A 12,859-nucleotide genomic window follows, 5' to 3' on the forward strand; every position below is an offset into this window, starting at 1 on the left:
TTATGGGTGGAGTGAGGGGAATTTTACGCAGCGTCGCGATTGGAGTGCTGACTTTGGGGGTCATGGCGGCAGCGTTTGCTCAAGATGTTGGGATCATCAAAGAGATCAACATTCGAGGAACCAAGAAGATTTCTCCGGCTGTTGTCAAAGCTCTGCTCCAAGTACGTGAAGGGCAAATTCTAAACTTAAAGGCCATCGAAGAGGATCGACAACGCATTCTTGATATGGGTTGGTTTAGGAAGGTTAACTATAACAAAACCCTCCTCGCAGACAACACCTGGCAGCTCATTTATGACGTCGACGAAAACGAGATCGTCCGCGAAGTAGCAGTTGTTGGTAACTCGGCGATCAAGACGGAAGACATCCTTAAACTCGTCCAATTCAAGCCCGCTCCGGGGGCGAAAGAGGAAGATCTCCGGCCCCTTAATCTCAGCGAAATCAAGCCTAGCCTTGATGCGATCCAGAGGCTTTACGAGGATCAAGGCTACTTCGGACGAGTGGAAGCCCTCGATCCTGATCCATACAGCCCCGGCACTTGGCTACTGCGAATCAAAGAAGCCGTCATCAACTCGATCTCCATCGAAGGCTTCACTTCGACCAAGGACAAAGTATTTAACCGCCTGATCAAGTCCAAACCTGGCCAACCGTACAGCCGATTCCAATGGGAAAAAGACGCTCTACGGGTCATCAACACGCAGTGGTTTGAAGGCGTTAGTCCAACCCAGCCCGCGCTGTCCATCCTCGACTCCGGCCTCGTCGATCTCAAGATGAAGCTGAATGACGGTCGAACTGGCATGTTCAACGCTGGCGTTGTGCTGAACCCCCAGAACTCACTGGCGGGGACGATCAGTTACTCTGACTCGAACTTCAATGGGACGGGCCAGAACGTCGCCTTCAACTACACCCAGGCAACCGTTCAGGGCACCGGCGGCAGTATCAGCTTTGATTACGCGAATCCATTCGCCGACTCCAAAGATTCGACATTCCGAGCTTCGGTGTATGACCGGGTGCAATTCCGATTTATCAACAACGCCTTCGGCGGCGGAAATCTTAACGCCGCTAACCAGTACAGCGAGCGACGAACTGGCGGCTCGATGGGATTCACCAACCAGATCAACGACAAAAGGAGCTTGACCATTTCTTCTCGGTTTGAGCGAGTTAACGTTCCACCGTTTGATCCTGCAAGCGGGAATGTCAACAACTTCATCCAGCAAGACGGAGAAGTCGGCGTCCTCGGATTATCCGTAATCAACAACACCCGAGACCTCGACTTCGACCCTGCCCGTGGAAAGTTCCTCCGGCTGGATGTAGAGCCTGGGTTCTCCACGATCCGACCTGTGAGTACCAACATCTCGGGTGATAATCCCGAAGGACGATTTGGCTTCGTACGACTTGGATTTGACTACCGAACTTACTTCACGCCGAACAAAAAGCGCAGAACCGCAGATGACGTCTCGCGTGAGGTCTATGCCTTCCGGCTTCGAGGCGGAACGGTTCAGGGTGTTATCCCATTCTTCGAGCAGTACTTTGCAGGCGGAAACGACTCCGTTCGTGGCTTCCAGGAAGACCGCTTCTGGGGGAAGAACTTGCTAATGGCGAGCTTTGAATGGCGAAAGCCCGTTCAAGATCAGTTTTCGCTCGTCACCTTCCTTGACCTCGGCTCTGCCTGGGGCGGATACGGCTCAGGGGCGGGAAGCGACTTTACCCAGAGCAACTCCTTCTCCCTCAAGATGGGTTACGGACTGGGTCTTCGACTTCGGACTCCGATGGGACCTATTCGACTCGACTTTGCGTTTAACAACGAAGGCGGTAGTCGTCCGCACTTCATGATCGGAACCAGTTTCTAAACACAAATTCAGGACAAGCAAACAACAATGAATAAATCGTATCTCACAGGCTTTCTCAGCGGCACTTCAGTAGTCGCTCTTGGTATGGTCGTCGTCCTTCTGGGCTCAGGATTCCAGGGTGCCAGCGCAAAGACCGGCGTCGTTGATGCAATCAAGGTGATGGAAGCGGTCGAAATCTCGCGTAACTATCGCGAGGAAGAGAAGAATTACTTCAACGAGCGCGAAAACGCTCTTCAGTATTTGAGTCAGAACCGAGTCATGAAGAAAGACGAGGCGGAAAAGTTCTGGGCTCTCACGCTCAAGACAACCAAAACCGATGCCGAAAAGGCCGAGCTTGAAAAGGTGAAAACCAACGCAGCTGAAGCCAAGAAGAAGTTCAATGACCTCCAAGTCAAAGCAAACCCGACAGATGCTGATCTCAAGCTACTCGACGACTATCGAAACCGCCAAGCTGAAATGGGCGAGTACGGCAAAAAGCTAGTCGATGACACTCAAAACGAGATGAAGGAGATTCGACAGAAGCACCTGAGCGCTCTCCAGGACGCCTACCAAGCAGCTATTCAAGAAATCGGGAAGCGAGATGGCTACGGCGTGATCTTCGACAAAAACGTCGCGCCATTCGCGGCAAACGATGTCACCGACGCTGCTTCAAAAATGGCCGCCAAGAAGGGATAAATGCGACGCGAGAAGTTTGCCTGGTCGGGTTGGGTGGTTGCCGCAGGACTGGCCGGAATCATGTTAGGTTCCGGTTTCCAAACTCCGTCGCTCAAGCTCGGCGTCGTAGACCTGAACGCCGTCATCGACAAGAGCGACGCAGGCAAAGCTGGGAAGAAGTCTTTTGAAGATATGAAAGCCGCGCGAGAAGGGTTGCTGGAGTTTATTGATCAGTATCGGATCCTCACAATCGAGCAAGCAAACCGACTCCGCGAGCTAATGCTCCTCAAAGAGCGAACCAAGGCAGAAGAAGCCGAGTTGGAACGGCTGAAAGCTGACATCGTCGCGACAAGCAAACGATCTGCCGAGCTCGCTACTAAGCCGAACTACACGCCCGAAGAGCGAACATTAGTCGAGGAGTATTCGAGACGTTCGCAGACGATGAATGAGACGTCTACTCGCTGGTTACGAGAGTTTAGCGATGAAGTCCAAAACTGGGTCGCAGCAAGCCGAGAGCAAAATTATCAAAAGGCAAAGGCCGCCGCGGCAGAAGTTGCGGCAAAGGACGGATATACGATGGTCATTGAAGGTTCGGTAGCAGTCTTTGGCGCCAACGATATCACCGACCTGTCTCTCGCGGCGATGAACGCCAAAAAGTAGTCATGAAGCGTTTCGGCATCCTCGGCGGGCTGGCTCTCAGCCTCTCGGGGTGCCATCAGGCCGCTCCAATCGTGTACGTTGACCTCGACAGAGTTCCGCTGGACAACGCCAAGTCGATTGAGTCAATGGGACTGCCGGCTGGCTTTCAGACTTCCAAAGTCGGCAAGACTCTCAGCATCGAATCGCGTCCGGAGCGGATTATCAGAGCTGATCGAGACCACTCCGCAGCGGCGATCAAGAGTCTCCTAGAGGTCGAGTCTGCAGGCGCCAGGAAGACCATTTCAGAACGATTAAAGCAGTATTACCAAACGGAAATCGACGAGTTCTTCGACAAGGAATATGAGAACTTGGGCCCTGAGGCACAAAGGGCTTGGCAAGGGTATCGAAACCAAGTGCGCCCGATTTTCGAGAGGTATGCAAAGGAGCGTGGTCCGCTGGTCGTTGCGCTGACGGTACTAACCGAGTTTCCGAACCCGGAGGCGTTGGTCAAAATCGACCTGGATGCCGATCCAGCAATCCAAGCTAGAACCGAGCGAATCCGCGAAATGCAACGACAGATTGCGCTTTTAGATCGGAACTATGACCTCGAAATCGAAAAGTTGGATGGTAGGACCCGGCTTACCATCCAAGATCGCGAGCAGGCGATGAACGACCGAGTTGAATCCAAACGAAAGGAAATCAACGACCGAGCCGAGCAAGAAGCCAAACAACAAGTGAACGTTCGGACAGATGTCCTGAACGAAAGACTTGTCAGTATGGGGGCTGTACGGTTGCGTTCTGCAAAGGGCGAGAGCGCGTCTGTCGAACTTGGAGCGGCGCAATCTGGGGTCAAAGGGGTACCTTCTACAAGTCGCCAAATCGTGCCTCCAGCCGACGCTCATCGCCAACTCCAGATGTGGCTCGCGCTGAACGGATATGATTTAGCCGACTCGCCCGTAGGAGTGCGCGACGCAACTCAGGATTTCATCAAATGGAGAACAAGCCTCACCTCAAAACGCTAGCCGACTTCGCGGCTTACGTTGGGGGCGAGCTGGTCGGTGAAGGATGGACCGAGATCAATCAGGCATGCAATGTCGGCGGGGACTGTCCGACTGGGATTGCTTTTGCCGAAAACGCAAAGTACGTTGCTGAAGCCGCCACGCGGCTCCTTGGGGGAGTGATTGTTCCTGCAGAGACGTTTGACTTTCCGAGTTCGCACATCAAGCACGCCAACCCCCGGCTTGCTTATCTTAAAGTACTTCACTACTTCGAGCGTTCCTTCAGAAAGGCGAAGGGAATCCATCCGACTGCCTTCGTGGAGCAAGGAGGGTTTGTCGACGACACTGCGTCAATAGGAGCGATGGCGTTTGTCGCAAGCGATGCGATCGTTCGCAATGATGCCACGATCATGCCGTTTGCTTACATCGGCCCCGGTTGCGTCGTGGGCGAAGGTTCGGTGGTCATGCCCCACGCGATATTGGTGCAAGATGTCATCGTTGGCCATTACTGCGTCGTCGGGCCTGGAACGGTGATCGGTCACTCAGGCTTCGGTTACGTTTGGGACGGCGAAAAGCAGATCCGAATTCCTCAGGTTGGAGGAGTGAGGCTAGGTGATCGTGTTGAGATCGGAGCCTTGACCGCGATAGATCGAGCTACTGCAGGTCAAACCCGACTGGACGAAGGAAACAAGATCGATAACCTCGTCCAGATCGCTCATAACGTCGAGCTTGGACCACACGGTGTCTACGCTAGCGGCGTAGGGATCGCCGGCAGCACAAAGGTCGGTGCGCGAGCAATGCTCGGCGGACAGAGTGGCTATTCCGACCATCTGGTCATTGCCGATGGAGTGGTGCTTGCGGGAAGAGCAGCGGGGTTATCGTCCATTGATAAATCGGGCGTTTACGGCGGTACCCCCGCGATACCAATTGCCGACTACATGCGGTCGGTTGCCGCATATAAAGACCTACCAAAACTCATCAAACGTGTACGCGCTCTGGAAAAGGAAGTCAAAACCTTAAAGGGGGCAGAGTGATCTTCGCCCGCCGGACCGTTGCTTCGGTCGCTGAGTTTGAAGGACTAGGACTTCACACGGGAGTCCCGGTGAAACTAACCGTTCACCCAGGCGACAAAGGGATTGCGTTTCGGTACGAGACCACCCGAACCGAAGCAATTCCGGCGAACGTGACGGACACGCGGCGTAGCACTAAGCTTGGAGACGTTGGCACTATCGAGCACATCATGTCAGCCCTTGCGGGGCTAGAGATCACCGATGCCGAAATTGAGCTTTCGGCTCCCGAAGTTCCAGGGATGGATGGCAGCGCGGCTCCGTTCGTACAAGGCTTGTCGGGAGTTGGGTTTGTCGAGCTTGGCGAGAAAGAATTTCCCGGTCTGTACTCCCGAATTTTCCTCCAGGAGCTTCCCCTCAAGATCGCGGTCGGAAAAGGGAACGGACACTGGAGGTACGAATACGAAACGGGTGACCGTTGGCCCGGCTCAATGCACTTCGAGTCAATGAGGATCATCGACACCTTTGCTTCTGAGATTGCACCCGCCCGAACCTTTGTCTTGACAGAGGAGTTTCCAATGGTGGAGCAGTTCGGGCTCGGGAAAGGACTCACGAAGGACGATGTCATCATCCTCGGCGAAAGAGGCTTCGAAAATGGCGCAAAGTTTCCGGACGAGCCGGCTCGGCACAAGCTCCTAGACATGCTTGGCGACCTTTATCTGAGCGGGATTCCGGCTCGGTGCCTCAATGTCGTCGGTACCAGGAATGGCCATACCGCCAACGTCAAAATGGCGGCCATGATGCATCAAGCGATTACCCGTTAGGCAAACGCCAAAAAGGCAGGGTGCATGGCGCACACTGCCGTAGAATTTGGTTCGTCCGAGGGAAGCCAGCCCTAGGCGGCTTTTCGCACTTCTTGATCAGGGAAGAGCTCAATGACCTCAGAATGCTCCCCGGCTCCCGTCATAGTCGACGCGCCCTCTACTTCGAGGACAGGGGCGGTTTTGGAGAGCAAGGTGTAAAACCCGGCGGCCCCGACAACATATCCCAGAACAAGCGGAATCAGCATTACTGGTGTTATTGGCGATTACGTCGCAAATCTGGAAGGTGTTTTTACGAGGATTGTACGTTCTACTCTAATAATGATTTTGCGAAAAGTGAAAAGCTCCCAACGATCAACGCAAAGTAGCACGAACCACTCATAAGTTGTACAATCCACGCATCATGGCCGCAAAAGACGCATTAGTGAGTTTGGGCTTCACCGCTCTCGAATCAGAGATCTACGCCTGCCTTGTTCGGGAAGGTTCTTCGAGCGGATACCGGGTTGCGCAAACTATCGGAAAGCCCGCCGCCAACACCTACAAGGCCCTCGAAACCCTGCAGCGCAAAGGAGCGGTCGTCCAAGACGACGCTAAGAAGAAGACTTACGCCCCAATTGCCCCCGAGACCCTGCTGACAAGGCTCAATAAGGAGTTCGAAAAGAATCGAGCCAGCGCGATGAAGGCGTTCAAGGATGCATCCGTCCCGACTCCTGCCTCAAAGCTGCTTCCTGTGTCTAGCCTGGATCAAGCTGTCCAACTGGCAAAAAATGCCCTAGCAAGTGCTTCAGAAACAGTTGTGCTAATCGCAAGTGAGGCAGTGTTCGCCCGGCTAGGAGAGCTGCCGCAAGTCGAGCAGTTGCTCGTCATGACCAGTGCCCCTGCAAACGGCCTGATTCAGGTTCCAACCGAAGCCTTCGACCACGACACCCTCGAACTCGTAGTCGACCACCAATCCACGGTTTTCTTCACCTCCAACCAGGGCTTCGCCATCGAAAACCACCCCCTTGGATCAACCATGCACCAGGCTGTCGTTTGCCAGATAGGCCTGTATCAAGTGGATCGAAAGCTCGAAGAGGAAGCAAGCAGAAAGCAACTAGCGAGGGTCATCGAAAACTTGCCATAGAGCTTAGTAGCGGAAACCCACAAACCATTGCAGCAAATTCTGCCCCGGATTTGTTGTTCCGCGACCTGCGTTGCTCACGTGCAAGAGCCTGGCTCCAGCTAAGACGGCCCCGCCTTTGGTTTTGAACTCCATTCCAAAGGCAAACGACGGAGTTGTATTGAATGCCAACGGCACGTCATTGGATGTGTGGTTTAACCACTGAATCCCAAACCCAACGTCCCCAAAGAAGTTCATATCCCGCCGAAACTCCCACCGCCATCGTCCGCTGGCCAAAACGCCAATACTTGCGGAAGAGTTTGGTGGATCACCGTTGACTCCCTCCGAAGTCGTGTTCATGAAGTATGTCTCCCAAATGAGTTCTCCTGGAACATTGCCGGACCTCAATTTAGGATCATTGCGACCAACTGCAAGCGAAAACCCGCCGCCGGACCTTTGATCCTCGGACCCCAGAATTAGCTGGGACCGCACCGAATAGCCAAGAGTGTAGTAGTTAAACTCCTTGCCTGTAGGCTCCCACCAAGAGAGCTCTCTTGTCCGAGGTGCTCGATCATGTAATGAGATCGGAATCAGGACGGATGGTTCGCTAGTAGGTTCAAAAGGAAGCATAAAACCCGAGTTAAGGTACCCTTTCTACGCCGCTCTTCCCGAGCCTGAGGCGTTCCCATGCGAAAAACTATGCCCACCGTCGTCATTGTTGGGCGTCCAAATGTCGGAAAATCCACCCTTTTTAACCGCCTCGTCGGTAAGCGCGTCGCAGTTGTCGAAGACACCCCAGGCATCACTCGTGACCGCCTCTATGCAGAGGTTAACTGGAACCGTCGCCGCTTCAACGTCGTCGATACCGGCGGTATCGTTTTCCAAGATTCCGATCCGCTTTCCGAGCAAATCCGGGTTCAGGCGAACGTTGCCCTGACCGAAGCCGACGTTGTCTTGTTCGTTACGGACGTCACCGATGGCCTCCACCCCGATGACCGCGACCTCGCTAACCAAATGCGCGGAATCAAGACTCCAGTCTTGGTGGCCGTAAACAAAGCCGACAACTTCGACCGCGAAGACTACGCGCCCGAGTTTTATGCTCTCGGCCTCGGAAACGTCTACCCCATCTCTGCCCTCCACGGCACCGGTGTTGCCGATGTCCTGGATGAGGTCGTCCTCAATCTTCCGCCCGAAGTCCCGATTGAAGAAGCCAAAGAAGAGATTCGGCTCGCAATTGTGGGCCGCCCAAACGTCGGTAAGAGCTCGCTTGTGAATGCCTTCACGGGTGAGCAGCGAATGATCGTTTCCAACATCGCCGGGACCACCCGCGATGCAATCGATACAGAGCTCACTCACGAAGGAGAACAATTCCGGTTGATCGATACCGCCGGAATCCGCCGCCGAGGCAAGATCCAGGGCTCGGTGGAATACTACATGGTCAACCGAGCCGAGAAGGCAATTGCTCGCTGCGAATGCGCGATGGTGGTGGTGAACGGCGAAGAAGGGCTGACCGATGGCGATAAGAGAGTCATGAAACTCGCCCACGACGCGGGTAAAGCCTGCGTCATCGCAGTGAACAAGTGGGACGTCAAAGAGCCACCAAACGGTCACCCAAAGAAGCAATCCCAGCTCAAAAAGGACTTCACGAAGATCTTTCGAGATCAGGTGCCGGAACTCGCTTACGCGCCAATCGTTTTCACAAGCGCAAAGGAGAACGCGGGCCTCGAACCTGCGCTCGATTCAGTTCTGAGTGCGCTAGAAAGCTACAACTTCCGAATTTCAACCGGTCAGCTCAACCGCCTGGTTCAAGACGCGATCTTCGACAAGCCGCACGTCATTCATGGTCGTGCATTCAAGGTGTACTACTCAACCCAGGTGGCGACTTGCCCTCCGACCTTCGTTCTGTTCTGCAACGATCCAGACCTGATGCACTTCAGCTATCAGCGATATTTGCTCAACAAAATCCGGGCCCTCTTCCCGCTACAGGGTACGCCGATTCGACTTTTTGCACGAAGTAGCCACAAGAAGAACGAAGAGGACTAAGTTTTTGGGAGAATCTCCCAAAAACCTAGTGTAATGATCGAGCTATCAGTTCGTCTTCTGCTTGGTGGGCTCTTGGTGTTTGTCGCCGGTGCTCTCGGTGTGCCTGCATTTCCAATTGCCTTTAAAGTTGGAATCATGCAAGTTGCACTGGCATACTTGCACAATCGCCTCGAAGCAAGATCGCTTCGAACTCCCGCACTGGCCGCGATTCTTGCAGGCATCGACTCGGTTCTCATCACCCTGACGCTCGCCGCAATCCCAAATGGGCTCGGCGTATATTCACTTGTTGCCCTCGCACCGATAATCATCGCTGCGGCAAAGCACCGGGCAAACCCTTTCTTGATGGCTCCTATCGCCGCCGCTAGCATCGTGGTGGCACACATGCTCCACCATTCATGGAAGCTCCCACCAAACGAAATTCTGATCCAGTCGCTTTTGTTCCTTGCGATAGGATCGTTGGTTAAGCCGATGAAAGTCCAGCGCGAAATCGTTATCGAGCAAGTCGAAGGCCCAACCCGCGAAGAAATTGATCTCTCACCGATCGTGCTGGAAGCCGAGAACCAGATTCTTGAACTTCGAGAGTCCTACCGTCAGATGTGCGACGCCTACCGCGTTCTGTACCGAAAGAGCCACAAAGACCGAGTGGCGGCGATCATCGCAGAAGCCAGGGGAGGCTACTTCCGCCTCTGCGAAAAGATCGTAGAAGCCAGCGGAGCGCGAGGCAGCATCTTGTATCTGGCCAGCCAATACGGAGATTCTTTCGTTGTGAGCGGCGGAGCCGGTGAACTCTCGGAAGCCCAGCTGACCGAGGCATTCCCGATCCGTACGAAGCAATCGATCGCCCTTGTTCGCGAGCAGGCAGATGCTTGTAGCGCACATCTTGAGCCAGGCTATCCGAGTGCAAATATCGTCCTGACTCTCGACAACAAAGTGATCGGGTTATTGACCGTACTCGCGGATGACCGAGACAAGCTATTTGAAGCGATGGAGGCACTTGAGCCGACAGCCGCTCTCGTCTCGACGATGGTCGCTGAAGAGCAACGCATCGGTTCGATGGAGCGCCGCCTAACAGAAACGGAAATCCTTTACACGGTGGTCGCCACCGCCGACGGCGGACTCACTCGAGCCGAAGTTGCGACCAGAGTCGCCCGAGAGTTCCAGTCAGTTCTTCAGTTAGAGCACCTCGCAATCCATGCGATTGAAGCGGACGATGATGTTGTACTTGCCCAAGAAGGTCGAGATATGTTCCTCTTGGATTCAATGAAGTTCGAGCAGGGACGAGGAATCGAGGGCTGGATTTCCAGCGGAAGCGGAGAAATCTGCTTGATCGATGCCCGATCAAACGACATGCTCCCTAGCGAGTTGATTATCAAGGAGCGAATCGGCTCCTGTGTCATTCTCCCGATTGGATCCGAGTCCAACCCAGTGGGATACATCTCCGCCGCCAGCGGACGCATCGCTGGAATCGACATGAGCGACGTGGAAACCCTTCGCGCCGCCGCCGCCGAGCTCTCTCGCTTGCTAACCAGACGGGAGCGACCCGATGAAGATTCCGACGGCATCCTCTCTCCGAAGCAGTTCATTTCGCGAGTGTCTCGCGTTGAAGGCGTGATGATTACCCTTCTTCCACTGCAGATCAAGGATCTGGAGCAGAAATACGGCAAGCCGGCAATGGCCCACGCAATGCGGACCATCATGCTCCGAATTCGCCCACACGTTCCTTACGGAGCGTTGATGTGCCGACACCCGGACGGCATGTTCATGGTCTACCTTCCTGGCGCATCGCGAGAAGCTGCCACCGAGTGGGCAAACGAGATCAGCGCGAAGACTCCGTCGGCGGGTATCCGAACCCCGGACGGCTCCGAGCGAATCCCGCTCCAGTTGCGAGTGAAGGTCGCGGCTCTGGATCCGAGAACCAGCCCGCAAATCAACCGGCTTTTGGCCGCGTCTTAATCTGACAAGCAGTTTTACTAGGGTGTTTGGCACGCGATGCCAGATACCCTTTAGGGAGTGCAATCCTGCTCTACTTCTTACCTGCCAGCTATCAGCCGCCGAGCGAACGCTCGTCTGTTGCGAGTTGCTGGGCAAGAGTTTCTGAAGGGCAATCATGCAGCGGCGAGTTCCACTTGCCGAACCCTTCTTGAGGCAGATCCCACCCACCTCGGCGCCCTTGAACTCATGGCCAAGTGCCTTTGGGCGAAGCAAGATTTCGTTGCTCTTGAGCAAGCCACCCGTTGCCTGATTGCTCTCAACCCGTTCGAGCCAGGCTACTTTGGCCTGCGCGGGATGGCCCTGCGCGCCCTCGGGCGATATGGCGAAGCAACCCAAGCTTTGCGGCGAGACCCCAACTCGACGAGTCAGCTCGCCGACCTCGAGGCATTTCAGTCAACTCTGGTGCGGGACTTGATCGAACACGACGCAGTGTTTGCCGCTCAGTACGCAAAGTCACCAGAAGTGGCAGCCAAAGACAAAGGTCTGGCCCCGACACTGTCTAGCCGAAGCCAGTCACGGGCTACACCCAAGACCAGAAAATCGCTCTCAATTCGCCAGTACAACTAAGCTCCACAGAGCTGGCGATAGGTTCGGAGAATTCGCCTGACGTAGTTCTGCGTTTCTCGATAAGGCGGAACTCCGCCGTGCTTCTTCACTGCTCCTGGTCCAGCGTTGTAGGCGGCCAACGCCAAAGCAAGTCTTTGTGCATTGTCTTCGCTCGCGCCGTACCTGTCCATCTGAGTCTTCAGATACTTGACGGTGCCATAAAGGTTCTCGTTAGTATTCCACGGGTTTCTAACACCTAGTTCACGAGCGGTTTCCGGCATGAGCTGACCGAGACCGGTTGCCCCTGGACCTGAGAGTTCGGCAGGATTAAAGTCGCTTTCGGCGATGAGCAGGGCCATCACCAGCCGGGCATCGACGTTGTAGTTCACGCTCCACCCAATCACTGCAGAAGCGATCTCGTAGGCTTTGTCGTAGCTCAGCCGTTTGTTATGATTCTTGATGAACGCCGCGTATGTCGGAGCGTAGGCCGCAATTGCCTCTCTAGCCGGAAGCGGTCGCCCTTTTGACGATGCGCTTCGAGAAACCTTGGTTGAAGTCGCTCGCGTTGTGGTCGTCTTTGCCGTCGTTTTCTTCGGCTGAACATCGAACCTCGCCACGTCAGACTCAGCGCTTGCCATCAAAAGAGCCAACGTCACTGCGCCATACTGCTCTTCTCGGGTGGCTTTTACGAGCAATCGCGCCTGGACTGTGCCGCCCTTTAGCCAGGCGGGAACCACCTCGGCGTCAATCACCTGGAGCGAGGAACCTAACTCAGCGGAGATGGAACTCTTTCCGTCCATGTCCATGATCCCGTTGACCGTGCATTTCAGTTCGAAAATCTTTGAACCCACGAAGGAATCAAGCTCGGCAATGCTAACGGGAGCGGTGATTTTGTGCTTCTTACGCAATGCCAGATATTCACTTGGCGATTGCGCCAAGCTCATTCCCGTGGTGAGAACCACTGCCAGAATTGCTACCCATCTCATATTCATTCGTTTCGAGGGTCAAGCTGGCGGACAGATCGGGATTCGAACCCGAGAAGAGATGTTATCCCTTACCCACTTAGCAGGCGGGCGCTTTCGTCCACTCAGCCATCTGTCCGCTTGTTTTGGACACCTCAGTATATCTTATCGGTAGAACGCCCTGCTTGCGGCATGGTTCGGCGTGCTTTGTACCGGGTTTATTGGTGGAATAATGAACGTAGAAGGAGATA

13 protein-coding genes and 1 tRNA gene are annotated in these 12,859 nt (G+C 54.5%); 10 read left to right on the forward strand and 4 right to left on the reverse strand.

From position 1 onward, the window contains the following. The first annotated feature begins 11 nt into the window (after positions 1–11). The 6 genes from WCK51_03885 to WCK51_03910 are packed head-to-tail and all read left to right on the forward strand — an operon-like array spanning position 12 to position 5,969. Positions 12–1,847, forward strand: coding sequence for a BamA/TamA family outer membrane protein (locus WCK51_03885; protein ID MEI7576009.1), 1,836 nt, complete (start codon positions 12–14; stop codon positions 1,845–1,847). A 27-nt stretch (positions 1,848–1,874) separates the two neighbouring features. Continuing rightward, on the forward strand, positions 1,875–2,522 hold the full coding sequence (locus WCK51_03890) for an OmpH family outer membrane protein (protein MEI7576010.1): 648 nt from the start codon (positions 1,875–1,877) through the stop codon (positions 2,520–2,522). After that, on the forward strand, positions 2,523–3,161 hold the full coding sequence (locus WCK51_03895) for an OmpH family outer membrane protein (GenBank protein ID MEI7576011.1): 639 nt from the start codon (positions 2,523–2,525) through the stop codon (positions 3,159–3,161). It begins immediately after the preceding gene. A gap of 2 nt (positions 3,162–3,163) precedes the next feature. Then, complete coding sequence (locus WCK51_03900) at positions 3,164–4,162, forward strand: hypothetical protein (protein ID MEI7576012.1); 999 nt, start codon at positions 3,164–3,166, stop codon at positions 4,160–4,162. Further along, entirely contained in the window at positions 4,132–5,172 is a 1,041-nt protein-coding gene (gene lpxD, locus WCK51_03905) for a UDP-3-O-(3-hydroxymyristoyl)glucosamine N-acyltransferase (GenBank protein MEI7576013.1), read from the forward strand. The genes WCK51_03900 and lpxD overlap by 31 nt, the downstream gene beginning before the upstream one ends. Next, the gene (locus tag WCK51_03910) at positions 5,169–5,969 is read left to right on the forward strand and encodes a UDP-3-O-acyl-N-acetylglucosamine deacetylase (GenBank protein ID MEI7576014.1); all 801 of its coding nucleotides are present in this window, start codon (positions 5,169–5,171) and stop codon (positions 5,967–5,969) included. The genes lpxD and WCK51_03910 overlap by 4 nt, the downstream gene beginning before the upstream one ends. Positions 5,970–6,040: 71 nt before the next feature. Here WCK51_03910 and WCK51_03915 read toward each other — a convergent pair whose 3' ends face one another. Next, complete coding sequence (locus tag WCK51_03915) at positions 6,041–6,214, reverse strand: hypothetical protein (GenBank protein MEI7576015.1); 174 nt, start codon at positions 6,212–6,214, stop codon at positions 6,041–6,043. A gap of 155 nt (positions 6,215–6,369) precedes the next feature. Between WCK51_03915 and WCK51_03920 the strand changes: the two genes are divergently transcribed. Next, complete coding sequence (locus WCK51_03920; GenBank protein MEI7576016.1) at positions 6,370–7,089, forward strand: helix-turn-helix domain-containing protein; 720 nt, start codon at positions 6,370–6,372, stop codon at positions 7,087–7,089. A gap of 3 nt (positions 7,090–7,092) precedes the next feature. Here WCK51_03920 and WCK51_03925 read toward each other — a convergent pair whose 3' ends face one another. Beyond that, on the reverse strand, positions 7,093–7,695 hold the full coding sequence (locus tag WCK51_03925) for an acyloxyacyl hydrolase (protein ID MEI7576017.1): 603 nt from the start codon (positions 7,693–7,695) through the stop codon (positions 7,093–7,095). Positions 7,696–7,764: 69 nt separating this feature from the next. Here WCK51_03925 and der point away from each other — a divergent pair, with 69 nt between their 5' ends. Genes der through WCK51_03940 form a run of 3 tightly spaced genes read left to right on the forward strand, consistent with a single transcriptional unit; the run spans position 7,765 to position 11,667 of the window. Next, positions 7,765–9,108 carry a ribosome biogenesis GTPase Der gene (der, locus tag WCK51_03930; GenBank protein MEI7576018.1) on the forward strand — a complete coding sequence of 448 codons (1,344 nt, stop codon included), beginning with the start codon at positions 7,765–7,767 and terminating at the stop codon, positions 9,106–9,108. A gap of 33 nt (positions 9,109–9,141) precedes the next feature. Beyond that, on the forward strand, positions 9,142–11,061 hold the full coding sequence (locus WCK51_03935) for a GAF domain-containing protein (GenBank protein MEI7576019.1): 1,920 nt from the start codon (positions 9,142–9,144) through the stop codon (positions 11,059–11,061). Positions 11,062–11,118: 57 nt separating this feature from the next. Further along, the gene (locus WCK51_03940; protein ID MEI7576020.1) at positions 11,119–11,667 is read left to right on the forward strand and encodes a hypothetical protein; all 549 of its coding nucleotides are present in this window, start codon (positions 11,119–11,121) and stop codon (positions 11,665–11,667) included. Here the strand turns inward: WCK51_03940 and WCK51_03945 are convergent. Together WCK51_03945 and WCK51_03950 are read right to left on the reverse strand one after the other, a co-directional pair. Next, on the reverse strand, positions 11,664–12,632 hold the full coding sequence (locus tag WCK51_03945) for a transglycosylase SLT domain-containing protein (GenBank protein MEI7576021.1): 969 nt from the start codon (positions 12,630–12,632) through the stop codon (positions 11,664–11,666). The two genes, WCK51_03940 and WCK51_03945, sit on opposite strands and share 4 nt — an antisense overlap. Before the next feature lie 24 nt (positions 12,633–12,656). Further along, positions 12,657–12,747, reverse strand: a tRNA-Ser gene (locus WCK51_03950). Positions 12,748–12,859 lie beyond the last annotated feature (112 nt).

The organism is Armatimonadota bacterium, assembly GCA_037138755.1.
In the GTDB taxonomy this organism is placed as follows: Bacteria; Armatimonadota; Fimbriimonadia; order Fimbriimonadales; family Fimbriimonadaceae; genus Fimbriimonas.